The 18815-nt window shown below is 36.7% G+C and carries 20 protein-coding genes; 5 read left to right on the top strand and 15 right to left on the bottom strand.

Annotated elements, in window-relative coordinates; translation table 11 throughout:
- The first annotated feature begins 155 nt into the window (after positions 1-155).
- Entirely contained in the window at positions 156-845 is a 690-nt protein-coding gene (locus ABMA70_RS00740; protein ID WP_103217085.1) for a hypothetical protein, read from the top strand.
- Positions 846-1094: 249 nt separating this feature from the next.
- On the opposite strand, the gene ABMA70_RS00735 is transcribed toward ABMA70_RS00740, so the two are convergent.
- Positions 1095-2681 carry a hypothetical protein gene (locus ABMA70_RS00735; RefSeq protein WP_392992126.1) on the bottom strand — a complete coding sequence of 529 codons (1587 nt, stop codon included), beginning with the start codon at positions 2679-2681 and terminating at the stop codon, positions 1095-1097.
- A 367-nt stretch (positions 2682-3048) separates the two neighbouring features.
- Between ABMA70_RS00735 and ABMA70_RS00730 the strand changes: the two genes are divergently transcribed.
- The 3 genes from ABMA70_RS00730 (at position 3049) to ABMA70_RS00720 (ending at position 5564) form a co-directional block, all read left to right on the top strand.
- Positions 3049-3684 carry a MarC family protein gene (locus tag ABMA70_RS00730; protein ID WP_103217083.1) on the top strand — a complete coding sequence of 212 codons (636 nt, stop codon included), beginning with the start codon at positions 3049-3051 and terminating at the stop codon, positions 3682-3684.
- 68 nt (positions 3685-3752) lie between these two features.
- Positions 3753-5090, top strand: coding sequence for a D-alanyl-D-alanine carboxypeptidase (locus ABMA70_RS00725; protein WP_392992127.1), 1338 nt, complete (start codon positions 3753-3755; stop codon positions 5088-5090).
- Positions 5091-5564 (top strand): ankyrin repeat domain-containing protein, encoded by a 474-nt coding sequence (locus ABMA70_RS00720; RefSeq protein WP_392992128.1) that lies wholly within the window; start codon positions 5091-5093, stop codon positions 5562-5564. It begins immediately after the preceding gene.
- A gap of 336 nt (positions 5565-5900) precedes the next feature.
- Here the strand turns inward: ABMA70_RS00720 and ABMA70_RS00715 are convergent, their stop codons facing one another.
- The 7 genes from ABMA70_RS00715 to cdaA form a co-directional block, all read right to left on the bottom strand.
- Positions 5901-7055, bottom strand: coding sequence for a cysteine desulfurase family protein (locus ABMA70_RS00715; RefSeq protein WP_392992129.1), 1155 nt, complete (start codon positions 7053-7055; stop codon positions 5901-5903).
- Positions 7039-7599 (bottom strand): Rrf2 family transcriptional regulator, encoded by a 561-nt coding sequence (locus tag ABMA70_RS00710; RefSeq protein WP_392992130.1) that lies wholly within the window; start codon positions 7597-7599, stop codon positions 7039-7041. The genes ABMA70_RS00715 and ABMA70_RS00710 overlap by 17 nt, the downstream gene beginning before the upstream one ends.
- Before the next feature lie 338 nt (positions 7600-7937).
- The gene (locus ABMA70_RS00705) at positions 7938-8393 is read right to left on the bottom strand and encodes a tRNA (adenosine(37)-N6)-threonylcarbamoyltransferase complex ATPase subunit type 1 TsaE (protein WP_158246807.1); all 456 of its coding nucleotides are present in this window, start codon (positions 8391-8393) and stop codon (positions 7938-7940) included.
- An 80-nt stretch (positions 8394-8473) separates the two neighbouring features.
- Complete coding sequence (locus ABMA70_RS00700; protein ID WP_103217077.1) at positions 8474-9238, bottom strand: pyridoxine 5'-phosphate synthase; 765 nt, start codon at positions 9236-9238, stop codon at positions 8474-8476.
- Complete coding sequence (glmM, locus tag ABMA70_RS00695) at positions 9238-10602, bottom strand: phosphoglucosamine mutase (protein WP_103217076.1); 1365 nt, start codon at positions 10600-10602, stop codon at positions 9238-9240. The genes ABMA70_RS00700 and glmM overlap by 1 nt, the downstream gene beginning before the upstream one ends.
- Positions 10602-11534, bottom strand: a complete 933-nt coding sequence (locus tag ABMA70_RS00690; protein WP_103217075.1) for a YbbR-like domain-containing protein — start codon at positions 11532-11534, stop codon at positions 10602-10604. Before ABMA70_RS00690 ends, glmM begins: the two co-directional genes overlap by 1 nt.
- 1 nt (position 11535) lies before the next feature.
- The gene (cdaA, locus tag ABMA70_RS00685) at positions 11536-12339 is read right to left on the bottom strand and encodes a diadenylate cyclase CdaA (protein WP_103217074.1); all 804 of its coding nucleotides are present in this window, start codon (positions 12337-12339) and stop codon (positions 11536-11538) included.
- Between the two features lie 43 nt (positions 12340-12382).
- Between cdaA and ABMA70_RS00680 the strand changes: the two genes are divergently transcribed.
- On the top strand, positions 12383-12802 hold the full coding sequence (locus ABMA70_RS00680; RefSeq protein WP_393022082.1) for a secondary thiamine-phosphate synthase enzyme YjbQ: 420 nt from the start codon (positions 12383-12385) through the stop codon (positions 12800-12802).
- A gap of 170 nt (positions 12803-12972) precedes the next feature.
- On the opposite strand, the gene rplT is transcribed toward ABMA70_RS00680, so the two are convergent.
- The 7 genes from rplT to ABMA70_RS00645 all read right to left on the bottom strand — a co-directional run bounded on the left by rplT (position 12973) and on the right by ABMA70_RS00645 (position 18730).
- Positions 12973-13317, bottom strand: a complete 345-nt coding sequence (gene rplT, locus ABMA70_RS00675) for a 50S ribosomal protein L20 (RefSeq protein WP_103217072.1) — start codon at positions 13315-13317, stop codon at positions 12973-12975.
- Between the two features lie 138 nt (positions 13318-13455).
- Positions 13456-13653, bottom strand: a complete 198-nt coding sequence (gene rpmI / locus ABMA70_RS00670; protein WP_021267185.1) for a 50S ribosomal protein L35 — start codon at positions 13651-13653, stop codon at positions 13456-13458.
- A gap of 198 nt (positions 13654-13851) precedes the next feature.
- Complete coding sequence (gene infC, locus ABMA70_RS00665) at positions 13852-14403, bottom strand: translation initiation factor IF-3 (protein ID WP_103217071.1); 552 nt, start codon at positions 14401-14403, stop codon at positions 13852-13854.
- A gap of 116 nt (positions 14404-14519) precedes the next feature.
- Entirely contained in the window at positions 14520-14933 is a 414-nt protein-coding gene (locus ABMA70_RS00660; protein ID WP_103217070.1) for a hypothetical protein, read from the bottom strand.
- A gap of 3 nt (positions 14934-14936) precedes the next feature.
- Complete coding sequence (locus tag ABMA70_RS00655) at positions 14937-15839, bottom strand: cation diffusion facilitator family transporter (protein WP_392992134.1); 903 nt, start codon at positions 15837-15839, stop codon at positions 14937-14939.
- Between the two features lie 12 nt (positions 15840-15851).
- A complete protein-coding gene (locus ABMA70_RS00650; protein ID WP_103217068.1) occupies positions 15852-17636 on the bottom strand; it encodes a glycerol-3-phosphate acyltransferase in 1785 nt (594 codons plus the stop codon).
- Positions 17637-17668: 32 nt separating this feature from the next.
- On the bottom strand, positions 17669-18730 hold the full coding sequence (locus ABMA70_RS00645) for a guanosine monophosphate reductase (RefSeq protein ID WP_392992136.1): 1062 nt from the start codon (positions 18728-18730) through the stop codon (positions 17669-17671).
- Between the last annotated feature and the right edge of the window lie 85 nt (positions 18731-18815).

Here is an 18815-nt window from a genome sequence, read left to right as displayed (position 1 = left end):
ATATTAGAGAAAAAACCCATTCAAGTCAACGAGTTATAAGGCTTTTTTGAGCTTAAAATAAAGAATATTTAAGTATTTATTTTTGACAAACGTGTTGACAAAAAATGACCTAATTCTTAAAAAATCTTTCGCACAAAATAAAAGGAATAAACTGAATGTCTTCACAACTTAGCAAACAAGACCTATATGAGTCTGTTAAAACCCTTGTCGAAAGCGACGCGTCACGAATCCACTTAGGTCAACATAAATTATATACGCTATTTAGTGTGGCGTTCCAATATATGTTATTTAAGTCTACGAAGGAAGCTGGTGCCTATATAATCCGTGTCCAAGACGCAAAACTGGCCCAAAAACTTGCTCGAAAATCAAAAGATGAATCAACGCGTAAATTCCTTACGCAATTGCAAATTCCAAGAAAGATCAAGTATGGAAAATCAACTTTCTACTTAGACTTCTTTAATATTGCTAGTTGGAATATCACTAGAGATTTAAACCCGGCCAATATCAAGGGATCTCTAATCGTACGCGATACTAGTGAAGAATCTCCTGCTAAACAAATCATGGCCCTCCAAGCAGAAGCTGCAATGAATGAGGCCATTCTTGAAGGACACGAAGAAGCGAAAGTCGATATCCCTGAGCTACCAGAAGACTTTTACTTCACACACCTTGTTGATGCTTCACCAAAGAATATTTTAATTGCATTTGATGAGGTCATGGAAGAAGGCCTGTTGAATGAGTATAACTTTGAAGCAATCAACTTCCCTTTTATTAAGAAAGAAATCCAAAAAACGATCTCTGGTGTCACAATCTCGAAAGACCTTGATTGGGACGCTATTGATGAATAGGCGCGGCATTGATTGCCCAAAGGCAATCTATTGGACGCGCCGATAGCGCACGTCGCCTGAAATGAAATATATCTTCAACAAGCCGGGTTCAAGCCCGGCTTTGTTGTCTCAGCGCTGACGAATGGGAAAGCAATCGAATAGAAAAAGCGCCATTTTTCACGAAGTGAAAAATAAGCAACAATTCATAAAACAATTCATAAAACAATTCATAAAACAATTCATAAAACAAACTGATAAAACAGTAATAATCTAATTCAACCCACTAGTATTCGGATTAAAGTATTGATCCACACTAAAGTCATAAGGACGCACAACTGACATCCCATCAAGTAGGCCAACGATATATCGAGCATATCCCTGTGCTGCATTCCCACCTGAAATATCTGCCATAATATCGGCCAAATCTACCTGTGTGAGAACTTGTGTACCGGCCAGCGTTCCGTCTGACTGCAACACCGTTAACATCATTGCAGCATCATTTACCAAATAGACAAAGGTTCCTGGTGTAGTCGATCGGTACGCACTATAAGACGTATAGAGATTGATTTGAGTAATATTTGGATCAGTACTAAATGGATAGATTATATTATCAATTTCTGTAACCACTGAGTCCTTGATTTTAACAAACATATGTTTATCACCATCATCAGTATGATCATACTTAAGATAACTTATTGCCCCGTTACTATTATCATAATTAATTTGACTCGTTCTAAGAATCTCTACAGGAACAGACATTTCATGAATTTGGCTCGGAGCCTGTGATGATATCGCTCCAGAAGTTTCATAAATATAGGCCGTATAGTCAGTCGCTGCAGTAGGGTCTACATCAACAACATCAGCAAAGTAGATTTTTCCTCCATCCTCACCTAGAAAATCTGCCGATCTCGTATAAAGCCTAGACTCTGCAACTTGAGTATCTGTATTGATGCAAGTGAGATACTTAGTTGAAGAAACAGACAGCTTAAAACAGAAATAGGAATCATTAGATACGACCTGTGCTTCATTAAAGGTTGCAGAAGTCATTGAGGCCGGAAGAGATGTAACTTCAGAAATAACTTCATCTGCTCCCATTTGATAAATTGTCTGATTTGTTTGTGAAAAGATATAGAGATTATTATTAGCAACGCTAAACCTACGAGGATCAAGCCCAGAAGCTCCAGCAATATAATCATCAACCATTTTCGTTCCACTAACTGTTCCATCTGTAACCCATAACTCAGGTCCATTGACAGCGTCGCCACCTTTAAAATACATCTTGTTATTAAAGAGGACATTTCGTTCCCTGATATTTAAAGTACTATAGTAAGTATTTGAAACAGTTTTTAGCATCTTAGTTCCAGCAACTGTCGTATCAGTCACCCAAAGATCATAAGTTGTGGCAGTAGACTTGATGATAAAAAAGAGCTGATTTCCAACTCGATTGACAAAGATTGGATCAGACTGTGTATCACCAAAACCAGGAATTGTTGCCAGAACATTAAAGTTATTACTCTTATCAATTAGAATGATGTCGTAATTAGGAGAATTAAAACCAGCTACAATCATTCCATTAGAAAATGTGTAGTGATTTCCTACTGAGTCAGTTGCCTGCGTGTCTGGATTAGTCATCTTTGAATAAGCAAAGCTAGCATTAGGGACTTGAACCGTGTCAGCTGCTAGTCCGTAGCTTAGATAAACTTCATTACCAGATCCAGTATCGTTAATCATTAAGAATGAAAAATCTGATGTTGTAATAACCTTTCCAACTCCATCTCCAGAGGAAGGGGCCGGCTTATCATCATCAAAATTAAAATCGACATGGGAAACACAAGAAGTTAAAAAAAGGACAGACAAAAGAAAAATTAGATAATTAATAAATACCTCAGCAAATGAACATGTTATTTCTTTATCGAACTAAAACAAAAACACTTTAAGAAAATATATTTTTTTTCATTTCGAGATGTTTAGAAAACATTATTTATTTTCATTGTTTATGTACTATTAGATGGTTGAGGCACAACTCTAAACTTTAGCTCAAGAGAGTTATTAAGGTGTCTTTTAGGTTCATAACCGAATCACGCGAGCTGCGCTCTTTGATTCTTAAGTCACATACATCAGTGAGTCAAAACTGCCCGTTGGGGCACTTTTGCCACACGATGCTGCAGATGACGCTAACAAAAAACTAACTTGAATAATTTATGAAAGTAGTCATAATGAACCAATGGAATCTAGTATCATGGCCTCTTTCTTTATTGCTTTAATCTCAGTTGTAAATCCTATTGGTGCCCTGCCAATGTTTATGTCATTGACTCAAAACTTATCTGAGACACAAAGAAGAAGCATGGTTCGAGTTTGCTCGATTGCTGTTTTTGTCACACTTGTAGTTTCTCTTTTTATTGGAGAAAAAATTCTTAGCTTCTTTGGAATTTCGATTGCCTCATTTACTGTTGGTGGAGGGATTCTTATTTTTTCCATGGCAACTTCCATGATCAATGCCAAAGATGTTGAATCAAAGCTAACACAAGATGAAATTGATGATGATGAAATCCGTGAGATAGGAATTGTCCCCTTGGCCATTCCTCTGCTAGCAGGTCCAGGAGCTATTTCAACGACAATTATCTACGCGCAAAAATTAGATTCTCCAATTGACTGGGCCCTTAGTATTCCAATTATCTTTGTTAGTGTCCTAGCTATTTATGTTGTTCTTATTAATGCAAATCGTATTAGTCAAAAAGTAGGAACGCTTGGAGTAAACGTAACAACACGAATCATGGGGCTAATTCTACTGGCCATGTCAATTCAGATGATCACTCATGGACTTTCAAATATTCTTCCTATCTTAAAAGCAAAGCTCTAGCTCGATAAATAACACAGAGCGCTCCCCTTTCTTGACCGACTTATTCTAATTCTTTAGAATTAAACTTCATGTTTATTATTAAGTATTTACTCCCACTATTCTTAACTTTTACCAGTGTCCTTGGAGCTAATCACGACACTATCGAAAAGAAATGGTTATCACTATCTAAAGAGTTCAACTTAAATCCAAATGAGCACGGTTTTTGTTATATGTACCAAGGTGAAATCTTTGGAACAACAGCACACTTAAAAAGCCGACTTGCCTCAACGACAAAGCCCATAACTTCACTAATGGCACTCGAAACTCTAGGCCCAAATTTTCAATATGAAACAAAAGTGATTTCTGATGGAGAAAATATCCACCTTGAAGGAGCAAATGATGGAATGTTTAGTGAAGAAAAAATCTTCTACTTAATCGCTGCCCTCAATGCAAATGGAATCGTTAAACTCAACACCATAAGCTTTGATGCTAATACTCCTATTTTTGCAATTGCCCTAAGGCCTTATATGAGTATGAGCGAAGCCTGGTATTCGAAAGAATATAACATCGAACAGCTTAAAGAATACTTTAACCTTGATAACAATAAGAAAATAAAAACAAGACTTAAAGAGTTTTTAAAAAGTACCAAAGAAGAAAGACTTAAAGAACTAGGTCTTCCTTTAAAAGTATCGGCCTATAGAATGACTGTCGATAATGTTGTGTATTCCGCAGCGAATCCTATTAAAGACATCAAAAAAACTTACTTAGTTCAATCTCCTAAGCTTCTAACTTATCTAAAGTTTCAAAACTCAGTTTCTCACAATTGGCTCTCTGACATAACTTATAAAAGTTTTGGTGCTCAAGAATACTCAAAGTGGTATCTTCAAAATCTTATTGAAGAAAAACTTGGTAATGATTACTTTCAAAAAAGAATTGGGTTTAACGATACTGAAGAAAATACTTATCTTTATACAGGATCAGGCCTGGATTCAAAAATAGATGGAAAGCGCGTCGACAACTATGCAACTTGCGCTATTGTAATTAGCTCTTACCAGGAACTAGAAAATAACTTGAATCAAAGTGGCCATAAGCTTGAACAAGTCCTACCTATTGCAGGAATAGATATTGGGACTCTATCGAAAAGATTAAACTCTCAAAGAAACTTAGGCTCTATCCTTGCAAAGACAGGCACTCTTATGAATACCAAGTCTTTGGCAGGTAAATTGTCGACAAAGTCAGGAGCGATCTACTTCGGCTTTTTTCATCAAGTCTTTAAATCAAATGGACAAGATCAGTACAATGCTAAGATAGTTCAAGATCTTATGACAGAGTTTTTAATTGAAGAATTCGCTGGTGCAAAGAAAATAACAAACTACACCAAACCACAATCTTTCCTGCCTCTAGAAGGACCAATAGAAGAGTTATAAATGAACAAATCAGTTATCCCCATCGTCGTAATACTTTTGGCCCTTGCTACTTATATCTCAAAAGAGAGCACACAGTCTGTTCAAAACAAATACGATGAACCGGCCCCGATAAACGCAATTGAATCACAAATCGTTCACAAAAGAGCAGCTCTTACACGAAAAGCTCCTAAGGCCTTGAAAGAAAACAAAGAAGCTAATCACATCCTAATGGCCGCACTTGCAGATGAGCGCGAGGACTTAGTTATAGAAGCTCTAAACAAGGGAGCAAACCCAAATATCATCTTTAACAATAGACGTTTTACAATGGCGATGGACAAGAGCTTAAATTGTAACCCCACTGTTCTAAAAGCTCTTATTGATGCAGGAGCAGACCTAAAGATAAAAGACACTCACGGAAGAAGCGCTCTTGACTATGCAAAAAGAAATGGCAATGAAGATTGTATCAAAATTCTAAACGACTCAGGTGCGATCTAAAGAAAAAAATTGGGCCTTGGTTTTTACTTTAAAGAAGAAAAGATAGGATTTTAGAACAAGAGAAAAAAACAGATTCCTGTTTTTCAGCATGGCCGGTAGAAGTGTTATTGGGACTCTTTTTAAAGAACCAAGGCCGTCCAACCATTGATACTATTAATAAAGCAATGATCGTGCCAACTTTTGAACAATATCCAAAGACATCAATTTCAATAAAATCAACCACTTATTACTGGAGTAAAAAGGTCACTGAGGTCAAAATGAACTCGTTACAGTAAATACAAAAGAGCCCAAAGTGCACACTGCGCCGCATCGTTCGTATATCTTTTAAATAAAGAATTAAGATAGAAATTTTGTTAGAACAGGTTCTAATTTTGAAATAATCGGGGCCGCTTCTTCTGAAAATGGAGATAAAGAAAATCGAATAACATTAGTGGCTGCCTCATCACTGAGTTCATATGCCTTTGCAACTCGTGATGGTTTAATGATTCCAGATGCACAAGCAGAACCACTAGAAGCACAGATTCCGGCCATATCTAGGGCCATCATAACAGTATTAATATTCTTATCATGGACACTAAAGAAAATAGTTGTCGCATTTCTCTTCTTTGCCTTGGCACCGATAAGAGTAATTCTTTCACCAAATTTTTCAAGAAGCCACGTTTCAAGCTCATCTTTTACTTTTTGAGCTCGCTCAATATTTAAGTGTGACAGATTGTAATCAAGAGCGAGATTAATTGTATGAACACTAAAAGCATTCTCAGTTCCTGAGCGCATTGCCTTTTGTTGACCACCACCACGAATAAGTGGAGTCCAACTCGCATCCTTTGAAACAAGTGTAAAACCTACACCTTTAAGAGCACCAAATTTGTGTCCAGAAAAAGTATAGTAATCAAGTCCTAGGGTAAGCTCATTCCAATCTTTGATTTTTCCAACAACTTGTACACAATCAACATGAACACAAGCGCCTGTTTCATCTTTGATTTTTAAAACATCGGCCAGATCCCACACGACACCATTCTCATTATTCACATAAGTGAAATTAATGAGCTTCTCTCCTTCAAGCTCGTTTAGAGCTTGTATTACTTCTTGTCTATCAAAGTCGCCTCCATGTGTTTTTAACACGTGAAAAGTACCACCAAGAAGCTCTACATGTTCTCTTTGATTCACCATACTCGAATGATCAACATCAAAGCAGAATACGTGGAATTTTGATTTAAGCTTTAGAGCATTAAAGCAAAAACCTTTTACTACACTATTGATTGCCTCTGTGGCACCTGAGTGAAAAAAAACATCGTAGCTTGTCGCATTGAAAGTATCTTGAATCTTTTTGATTGTTTGATTAATGAGAGATTTTGACATCTTTCCTACCTGGTGAATCGAAGCTGGATTACCAAAGTAGACGGCCCCCTCGCAAAGCCAATCTTGGACTGGTTTAACTAAGGGGGCCGTAGCATTATAATCTAAGTAGAGATAATTATTGATTAATTTCACCTAAACCTGATCTGATTCCTGAAGCGTACTCGCTAAATGCACTTTCATTTGAAGTGTTTTGAGTAGCTGCTTCTACTGTTTGAGTAGCTTGTTCATTAGAAGCTTCTTCACCTCTAACTTCTGACTCAACTTCACCAGATTTTCTTACAAGGTCACCTAAAGAAGTAGTTGTTAGGTATTCGCTCATAATGAAACCAAGGTTTTGAAAGTAATTCTTAGACAGGTGGAATTCAACAGTGCTAGCTTGCTCTGCTTCTGTTCCTAGGATGTCTTTTGCTGGGTTGATATTTTCACCAACACATTCAAGTACATCTTTAATTGTAATTTCTTCCATCGAACGAGCAAGAACATAACCACCACCTGGTCCTCTTACTGACTTAACAGCTTGGCCATTTCTAAGCTTTCTGAAAAGTTGCTCAAGGTAGTGAAGTGAAATGTTTTGTCTTTCTGAAATTTCCTGAAGTCTTACAGGGTTTCCGTTGCTGTGAGTAGTTAGGTCAAGCATTGCTCTAACTGCGTAGCGTCCTTTCGAAGTGAGTCTCATTGGTCTTCCTCCATAAATCCAAATGTTAAATAAAAAAATAGTTTTAAACTTAAAGCAAATAAATTGTGTGCTAATTTAGGACTCGCATTCCGTGCTATCCTTTCTGTTGAAAGATTTATTCCGTTAAAATCTTTCTTCCTAAATATTATGTCAGCCCACAAGTCTTAAAGTCAACTTGATTTAATCAATTATTATAAAAAAATATTTTTTCTTTACTGGAGACAATGCTGGAGCACACAATATCAATAATATCTATATGTTAGGGAATTATTCAACCGCAATGACAAGATATGCCAAACAGAGTTAATCGGTTATTTCTGCCCACTTGTTAGAAGATGTTAAAAAATAATTTTCTTTAAAAAATAATTACGAGATGCACTTTCTTCATCATCTTTCTTGTCATTGGCCTCAATGCTTAGTTGAAAATAATTGAAGTCATCAGAAAGTTCACGGTAAATATCTCTGATATAGTCCTTGCCCCACTCAACAAGAAAGTATTTTTTCTCATCGAGGTACATTGCAAGTTCAAGATGAATGATCTCTTCTGGCGAATCAAGACGATAGAAGTCTGCATGGACAACATCGCCGCAATCATTGATAAGGGAATATGTTGGAGAACCTGACTTGTCTTCACCTAAGAAGACGTTAGTGAATGTTGTCTTTCCCGCGCCAACTGCTCCATCTAAAATCACAACAGATGGCTCATTTAACGACTCTTTTAGTTCGACAATAATATTTGAAATATCACTTTGGTATACTTTTTTCCAATGCCTAACATCTTGATAGTCAAACAACAGGTGCTCCTTAGAATTAATTGCTTAGATATTTATTTTCCACGATAAAAATCAATTAGCAATCAAAGGCAAACCATACCTTACTTAACTGGATGGTTTCTAAACAAATTTAACATATCTCTAGTAACATTAGAGATTCCACTAAATACAGCTTGAGACACAATCCAGTGACCAATATTATATTCAGCAAAAAGACCTTGCTCAAGAAGAGGTCTTACACTCTCCATTGTTAATCCGTGGCCAGCATGGAAAGCAACACCTGTCCCCTCTAGAACTTTAAAACAATCAACATAGTTATTAAGATGAGGATTAAGATCTCCTTCTTTTAGGAAGTCGATAGCATAAGCTCCCGTATGAATTTCAACAGCATCTGCTTTTAATTCGATGGCCTTCTTCATTACATCTGTCGAGGCTTCAACAAAAAGAGAGATTTTTGTTTTTGGAGAATGCTCTCTTAGGTATGACATAGTTTGTGATACTTTATCAAAATTAGCTGCAGAAAGATCTAGTCCACCTTCTGTTGTCTTCTCTTCTCTTTTTTCTGGAACAAGACAGATCCAATCTGGTTTAAAATCAGCTGCAATTTCAACAATCTCTTTAGCACAGCCAATTTCAAGATTTAATGGTTTTTCAAAACGCTTTGTTACGGCCATAACACTTGTTAAGTCCGTATCTTGAATATGTCTTCTGTCTTCACGTAAGTGAATAGTAATTTGATCAGCACCGGCCATTAAAACATCTTGAGCGGCGTTTGCAACACTTGGGTAGCCTTCATCTCTTTGTTGTCTAAGAGTTGCTACGTGGTCAATATTTACACCAAGTCTTGGAATCATTTTATCAGTCATTATGCAATTTCCTTTTTAAGAGCGCTCACAAGACGATCACAAACTGTATTGATCTTATCTTCACAACGTCCTTCAACCATAACACGTGCTAGAGGTTCAGTTCCTGAGTATCGGAAAATCACACGTCCTTCTTCACCTAATTCTTCTTCACAGGCCTTAAGTTCTGCCGCAAATGTAGGCATTTCTTCAACCTTCTTCTTTTGAGAAACAGATACGTTCTTTAAAACTTGTGGATATAATTCTACTTCTTGAGACAGTTCATTAATTGATTTCTTAAAGAAATAAGTGGCCTCAATTGACTTAAGAGCTGCAAGAGTCCCGTCTCCAGTAGTTGCATGCTCTAGAAAAATAATATGCCCAGATGGTTCACCACCAAGAAGAGCATTTTCACTTCTCATATACTCCATAATATAGCGATCACCAACTGCTGTACGATGAAATTTAAGACCTAACTTCTTAAGGTAGTTCTCAAGCCCAAGGTTAGACATAATCGTTCCAACAACAGTGTCACCTTTTTTAAGCTTACCTTGCTCAAGTAAAAGCTTCGCAAAAATTCCAATCAGCTTATCACCTTTAATAAGTCCACCGTCTTTATCTATTACTTGAATACGATCAGCATCACCATCAAGACAAAAGCCCATATCTGCACGAAGCTTTACTACTTCTTGACTTGCAAGAGCAGGGTGTAAGCTTCCACAATTTAAATTAATATTTTGGCCATTTGGATTTACACCTAATGGAAAAACTTCTGCACCTAATTCACTCATGACAAGAGGAGCAACTTTATAGCTAGCACCATTTGCACAATCCACAACCACACGCATACCACTTAGGTCACACTCTTCATCAATTGCTGACTTAACGTGAACAACGTAGCGGCCTTCAACACCTTCAAGTCTTTTTGCACGACCGATTTCGGCACCAACTTTTGGTGGAATAAGTTTAGGATTAAGAACTAACTCTTCAAGCTCTAATTCAACTTCATCTGGAAGCTTGAATCCGTGGGCATCAAATAACTTAATACCATTATCATCGTAATCATTATGTGAAGCTGAAATCATAACACCAGCATCCGCTCGCATAGAAGTTGTCACAAAAGCAACACCAGGAGTTGGAAGAGGTCCAGTAAAAATCACTCGTCCACCTTGAGATAGTACACCTGCCGAAAAAGCTTGCTCAATCATATAACAGCTTAGTCTTGTATCTTTACCAACGATAATTAGAGGTGTTTTCTTATTCTTATTCTTTTTTTGAAAATAGAAAGTTACTGCACGTCCAAGTGCTGTCGCAATTTCAGGAACCATTGGATAAATATTTGCTTTACCTCTAATTCCATCAGTTCCAAATAGTTTTCTTTCAGTCATTATCTACTCACTTTAATTATTTCTGGATGAATTTTTAATAAATGAACGTCCTCAGGAAGCTCGGCCCTTAGACGAATATCTGCACTTCTTCCCATATCAGAAGGAATTTCTGCATAAACCTTAACTTCGCTTGCCTTTATATCATCTCTACCAGTAGTTAGTACATCTAAAGAGACCTTTCTTATGCGAGAACGAAATTTCATATTAGGCGCAATAAATAAAATTGGGATATTCTTTAACGTGAGATTAGCTTTTTGTGGCCTAATATCATACTTAAACGAAAGAGTGTCATTCTCACCGTAACGAAGAAACTCTGGAAGATCTTCAAGTTGAATCGGAACTTCCCCCTGACCAGATAACTCCGATAGATCAATTAGGCGTGTTTTCACCTGCCCCACATTTCTCATGATATCACGTGCTCCCTCAATCTTAACTTGATTGCGACTAAGAGATGAAGAAATGAGCTTTAATTCCTTAGGTAAGTTATTCATGTAATTTACCTTAATAGGAACATTCTTATAAATTAATTTATCTAGCTTGATGGCTATATGCTTTGGCTTAATATCCACAACCTCAACACCAAAAGGAACAATTAAATCCGTTTCGCTAATCGAATATTTTACTTGTTTCGTTGTGCGATTAACTTTCATTTTCTTAAGGTCAACTTGAAGCTTCAAGTGATCATCGCCATGAAAGTCTTTTAGGAATGCACGAGCTCCCTTTAATGTCACATGAATTTCGTGAGCAGACACTGAAGTAACATCCATACTTGTTGCTGGAAGTACTTCTAGGTTATAGATTCTTTCAGTTGTAATTGGCTCCGAGTTTACAACATAGAACCAAAGAAAAATTGCAAGAATAATACTCAGTAGAGTTAGTAGCTGATTTTGAATTAATTCAAATAAATTATTGCTTTTAATTTTCTTTAACATCTTATACCTGCCCTACGATTTGAGATTGTAGATCAAGTCTCTTGCCTGCCCACGCCTTCTTAAGCATCATACGTAGCTCATTCTCGTTATGAGAATAGAAGAACTGGCCATTAATACACAGTTTAATCTTTCCGGTTTCTTCACTTACAATTATAACAATGGCATCTGATACTTCTGAAACACCAAGAGCTGCACGGTGGCGAGTTCCGAAGTGGCGATCAATTTCAATATTCTTAGATAATGGCAAGAAACAACCTGCGGCCAGAAGTTTTCCATCTCTTAAAATAATGGCACCATCATGAAGAGGCGAAATTGTTTGGAAGATAGAATAGATTAAGTCTGAATGAATCGTTGCATCGATAATTGTTCCAGTATCGATATAGTTTTGTAGACCGTTTTTTCTTTCAATGACAAGAAGAGCACCTGTTCTCTCTTTAGAAAGGGCCGTTACACTCTTAATTACCTCTTCGATGTCATAGTTAACAGGAGAGCGATCAAAGAAGTTAAACATCTTTCTTCCCGTACCAACTGTTGCAAGAGCAGCACGAAGCTGGTCTTGAAAGATAACGATGAAAATAATGAAGATATAATCAAAGAAGTGCTCAAGGATCCAATTTACCGTGTAGAGATTGTACTTAATCCCAAGAGTATAGAGGATAGCGAGAAAAACCATACCAAGTAATACCTGAATGGCCCTTGTCCCTTTTACGATCTTTAGAACCTGATAGATCATCAGGGCGACAATGCCCATGTCGAAAAAATCTTTAATGCTTAATTGCTTTAGAAGCGTTGAAAATAATGTCATAATATATAAACTGCTAAATATTTAAAATGTTAGGAGTTTAATGATGCCTATAAAAACGCAGATAGTAAACACATCAGGTGAAGGCTTTTACGACATAACGGCCCAGATGCGACAATGCTTAGAAGAACTCAACCCTAGTGATGAAGATGGTATCCTAGTGTGTCAAATACAACACACTAGTGCTGCGCTATGTATAAACGAGGCTTTTGACCCAAGTGCAAAAGTTGATATGGAAAACTTCCTCAAGCATCTGGCCCCAAGAAGCCTCTCTTTTATCACTCATACAGCTGAAGGGCCTGATGACTCACCTTCTCACATGAAGTCAATTCTTATGCAAACTTCCCTTACAATGATTATTGAAAATGGTGAACTTGATATTGGCCGATGGTCTGGAATTTATCTTTGTGAATTCAGAGATGCTCCTCATACGAGGAAAGTGAAAGTTAAATTCATGAAAGGATAGAGTTAAGTGAGTATGCGAGGCCTGTTTCCGACTCGTCCCATCCTGGGACTCCCTGGACTTTATGCTTCATCTGCTCCTGCAGATGCCGCAAAAAGACAAAGGCCTCAAAAATGAGGCCCAAGCACTATATAGTTTTGTTTGTGTTTTATTAAATCAAATAGTTTAATGAATTATTTTGTTGATTCGTAGATTGCTTTGAATCCGTCGAAATCTCTTGCAGCGATTTCAGCAAGCATCTTTCTGTTGATTTCAACATTGTTCTTCTTAAGCTGTCCCATGAACTTTGAATAAGAAGTACCAAGAAGCTTAGCAGCTGCAGAAATACGTACGATCCAAAGTCTTCTCATATCTCTTTTAAGAAGTCTTCTACCGATGTATCTGTAGTGTAATGCTCTTTTTACTGTTTCAGAAGCGTGATAGTACTTTTGTCTTCTAGAAAAGTGAAACCCTTTTGCTAGTTTTAAGACTTTATTTCTTCTCGCTCTTGCTTTAAAACCTCTTCTAACTCTAGACATAATTTACTCCATTTTTTTGACGTTTGGGGACCAAGCTAATGGTTCTTTCGTTCTTTCCCAAAAATCAGGTTAAAAAAACAATTTTGTCGATTTAAAGTTTCGACCAACTCAATCTTTTTTTTGAATCGCTTGCGCTAATTAAGCGTAAGGTAGACATCTCTTTACACGAGCAACATCTGAAGCGTGTACGTAGTCAGTTTTACCTGCTCTCTTCTTCGCATCAGTTGGCTTCTTTTCAAGAATGTGTCTTAGGTTAGCTCTTTTTCTTTTGAACTTACCGTTACCTACTGGCTTAAATCTTTTAGCAACAGCTCTTCTAGTCTTCATTTTTGGCATTTTTTACTCCTTGAATTTTACTCACTCGAAAGCAAGTTGAGAATTCAACAAAATACAACAAAACTATAAGTGCATATTTTTAACAGCTTCAAGCTATTAATGCAAAGGATTATTTAAAATAAGTGAAAAAATATCGGGTACTTAGACAGAATAAATGGAATGTGCCTGAAGTAATATCAGGCACTTATAAAAGAATTATTATTTTTTCTTTCCTGGAGCGACGATTGTGATAATTCTATTACCCATCATCTTAATTGGAGACTCAATAACTCCATCAGCTTCTTCGCATACGCCATTAAGAATCGCTTCAAATTTCTCTTTTCCCATGTCCTTATAGGCCATTTCACGACCTCTAAATTGCATAACAAATTTAACCTTGTCACCACCCTCTAAGAACTTATAGGCTCTCTTAAGTTTAGTCTCAAGATCGTGTGCTTCAATATTTGGACGAAGTTGAATTTCTTTTAGCTGAACCTTGGCCTGCTTCTTCTTAGCTTCTGCAGCTTTCTTTTGAAGAGCATATTTATACTTTCCGTAGTCCATTAGCTTTACAACTGGTGGTTTAGCTGTTGGAGCAATCTCAATTAAGTCGACACCAAGTTCTTCCGCAATCTCACGTGCTCTATCAATTGATACAACTCCGTACTGCTCTTCATCACTCATTAATCGACATTCAGAAATTCTAATTTGCTCGTTAATTCTTGGGCCTCTTTCTTTTTTAACCCTTCCACCTTTAAAATTGTTGCTAATAAATCACCTCCGGAAATAAACCAATTATTAGCGAATTAGTTATTTTCAATAATTTCAATTCTAATATCTAGCTATTAGGATTGCAAACATAACAAAAAATATACCCACAGTATACATTATTGAATGAGATATTTCTCATAAAATGACAGATATTGCCCGCCGTGAGACGTAATTCTTATAAAATACTCTTCAGATAAGCAAAGATCAGTATATAAATTCTTAATTCTTTCGAATTCCTTTAGTTTTTCGATACCAAACTCAGTACTCTCAACTTCACCAGAGTGAAGATCAAAGCTTTCTAGGTATTTATCCTTAAGATTACCTATCATTGGAACACCAACACGAAAGTTTTTAAGCTCTTTATCAGCAAAAACAAAGATCTCGTCACTTTTGAAATGAATCAGCTGTCCATGAACAATTAGTGCCATCAGCTTTGCAGCAGATGAAAATAATTTCGTAAAATCTTCTTCCCACGGACCGATTGCAAGTCTAATATTTCCAACTTTTCTCTTGTTTATTTTATTTCTCATCTTCTAATCCTTATGACCTTCATCATCTGGCTCCATGTGGATCAGTATATCGATATCGCGACAATAATCCTTTAGCATCAACCTAAGTCGATCTTCTACTGTGTGAGCTATATCATGGGCCTGACTCAGTGATAAGTCAGGTTCGAGTAACAAGTGAAAATCAATTTGCATCCACGTAGAATTTCCACGTGCTCGAAAATTGTGAATATCTCGAACATATTTAATATCCTCAAGTGAAGAAATGTACTTATCTTTTAATATAGGAGCTACATCTAAAAGGTCATTTAAATTTTCTAAAGTTATTTGAATACCAAGGTAAATCAAATATAAAATAATCAATCCACCGACAATATAGTCAATAATGTAAATTTTAAAATATGCAGCAATAATTGATATGAGAACACCAAAGCTGATAATCATATCGCCAAAGGTGTGATTACTATCTGCAGTTAATATTTGAGAATTAAGCTCACGCCCTTTTCTACCTTCGTAGGTCGAAACTCCAAAACTCATTGCCATTGAAATAAGAATTGATAAAACAGGAACAAGTCCGAATTGTCCGTACTTAGTTTGTGTACCAAGAATAAGATCATGGTAATCAAGCCCTAATTTAATTGCAGAGCCAAAAAGCATGAAAGCAATGATTAATGCCCCAATATTTTCAAATTTATGGTGGCCATAGTTATGTCTGCGATCTCGTGGTTTTGAAGCAAGTGCTATAGTCACGATGCCTAGGAGATTTGAAGTTCCATCAAAGATAGATTCAATACCTGAAGAACGTAGAGATATAAAATTAAACTCGATTCCAGCAAGAATCTTAATTAGAGCGACAATTAAATTTAAAAAGAAAGTAATAATTAAAACCTTCTTTATTTCTTTTTCTCTCTTAGATAGCTCTAAATGCAAAAGATCTCCTATTTAGACAACTTTAAAATTTAATTTTAGTTGGTCTTTCAATGTCTTTTCTGTTGATTCAATAAAATCATCAAGTTTTGTTCTATCAGCAATTACATAAGAATTATCTTCGTAACCAAGAACACCAATTTGCTCAAAATAAGTCAGAGCAGTTTTCATAAGCTCAACATTCTGACTTTCCGCAAAGCGGATAATGCGCTGACTTTGAATTTCGGCCTTAAATACTTCAACAAAACGCTTCATATAGTCTGCCGACTTAAAGTGATCCACACCATCTTTTTGAAAACTCTCAAGTGTTAGTGCTGATACAAAATAAGCTTCGTTAATATAAGTTAGGCTTCGAGCAAAAAGGCTAAGCTTTGAAGCAACTTCATATAGGTCTTTATTTGTGAATTCGATGGCATCTTGAAGATTTGTAATATCTCTGCCAACGGCGTTACTTAAAATGCGTAATGTCTTTGCATAGTATTCTTTGACAGTTGGAAGATAGAATTCCATCTTAAGCATATCTCGTTGTTTAACAAAGAATGCTTTAAGATCATCAACATTATCAATTTCGCCGCTGAAGACATTAAACCACGCTAGTGAAATCGTCCAAGGAATGATGAAATGATGAACAATCGTATTTTTAAAGAATAAAAGTTCGCCGCGACAATTCTTTTTAATCGCATAAAAAAGAGATGTTCCTTCACTTTGTCCAATAACATCAACTTTATTATTACCAATAAGAATATCCATAGCGCGACCTATAGAATCTTCTAATTTATTTGCCTTTAGACCTTCCGTAAAAGGAATATCATAACGCTTACAATATTCTAAAATAGCTTGTGCTTTTAAAATAATATCATTCCACTTTAAGGCACCACTTGGCTCATCAAGTAAGATTAAAACCAAGAGATTCGTTGGTGTGATTACCATTTGGTCACCAACACTTCTGAAACACTTGAAAGCAAGCTCTCTCACGTTAACTTTGTTTTCATGCTCATCATCAAGTTTATGTGCATATTGTGGTTTTCCAAGAGAGATATGAATTTTTCCAAACTGATAGGCCATAAGTTTAAAAAGACCAAAAAGTTGCCCTGTTGATTCCTTAACCTTCTTGCCACCCATCATCTCTTTAGCTAATGCTTTTTGTTCCGGTACATATTCATGTGCGATACTTACAGGAACGAAGGCAAGACCTTTTTCTTTCGCATCTGGAAGATGCGAGTGGGCCTCAAGTAGCATTTGATATAGCCCATACTTTGGAGGTCTAAGTTTTCCAGATCTTGTTCTTCCACCTTCAAAGAAGAATTCGATGGGCTCCTTACGCTTTAACAACGCAAAGAGATACGCTTCCATTGTGAACTTGTAGAGAATGTCGTTTTGAAAACTTCTTCTAATGAAGAAGCAACCTGACTTTCTAAAAATCTTTCCAATTGGGAAAATATTTAAGTTATCACCACCAGCAACATAGAGCATTCGTTTATATTCTTTAAAGAATTTATAATTGATAGCAATGTAGTCAGCGTGAGATTGGTGATTTGGAACTAGAACAACACTGGCCTCTTCTAAGAGTGCCTTAAGGTCGGTTCCATTTTCATTGAAACTCACCCCATCGTATAAACGAGGAAGAGTTGCATCGAAAAACTTGGCCATCGACTTTAGGTAAGATGGAGAATAATCTGCTCGCATTTCATTAAAGTTAGCAACAACCTTCTTCTTAGTTTGTTCAGGGTTATCACTTTCTTCAATTCTTTTAATAAGTTTTGGATAACTTAATAAATCGTCAAGAATAGTATTTTCCATAATCGATGACCTTATCGTCTTTTTAAAATTTATTAGTGTTTACCGTGTGGTTTACTTTCGGCCATACCAGATGAAGACATTTCCATAAATAGTGCTGCTTCACTCATGTTTGCAAGTTTATCAACACCTAGGTAAGTCATTCCAGATCGAATACCACCAGTTAATTCATTGATAATATTTTCAACTGGTCCCTTACAAGGAATCATTGTATCAACACCTTCTGCGGCCATGCCTTTAGGAAGCTCTCCACGCCATGAAACTTGAGCGGCCTTAGACGCCATCCCACGATATTCTTTCATACCACCCTTAACTTCACCTGGAGTTTCAAGTGCACCAGATAAGAGAGATCCGGCCATACATGAGCTAGCTCCAGCGCAAAGGGCCTTTACCATGTCACCTGAGTTCTTAAGTCCACCATCGGCAATAACAGGTATTCCCGCTTTTTGGGCCTCAGCAACACACATTGCAACAGCTGTTAACTGAGGAACACCATGTCCTGTGATGATTCTTGTTGTACACATACTTCCTGGTCCAATACCAACCTTTACAGCATCTGCACCCTTATCAATCATGCGTTTAACACCATCTGGAGTCGCAACGTTACCAGCGATAACGTCAATTTGAGGATAGTTCTTTTTAATATACTCAAGAACCTCCATCATCATAATAGAGTCACCATGAGCGATATCAACGGTAAGAATTTCAACACCAAGTGCAGCTAAAAGATCTGCTCTTTTCATCCCCTCTTCCTTAACACCAACAGAAGCAGCAATAGGTAGAGTAATCGAGTGTTCCTTAAAATATTTTTGGATCGCTTTCACATCCTCAACTTGTTGTTCAGGTGACATAAAGCGATGAAGAATTCCAACACCACCAAGACGAGCAATTTCCATGGCCATCTCTGGCCCAGTAATTGTGTCCATATTGGCCGCAATAATTGGAATATCAATAGTATGATTCTTAGTAATTTTTGTTTTTAAATCAGTATGTCTTCGAGAAGAGATTTCAGAATATCTCGGAACTAATAAAACATCGTCAAAAGTAAGACCTTTACCACGACTTAGAATACCATTTGATTTGAATGTTAAATCCATTACTCTCCCCTGAAATTAGAAACTTGTGTGTGTTATAACGAGCAAATAATAACATTGTCGAAATAACACGCACAAGGTAATTTTT

The sequence above is a fragment of the Halobacteriovorax sp. XZX-3 genome, assembly GCF_043196495.1.
Classification (GTDB): Bacteria; Bdellovibrionota; Bacteriovoracia; order Bacteriovoracales; family Bacteriovoracaceae; genus Halobacteriovorax_A.
This window is presented reverse-complemented; position numbering and strand designations above follow the sequence as displayed.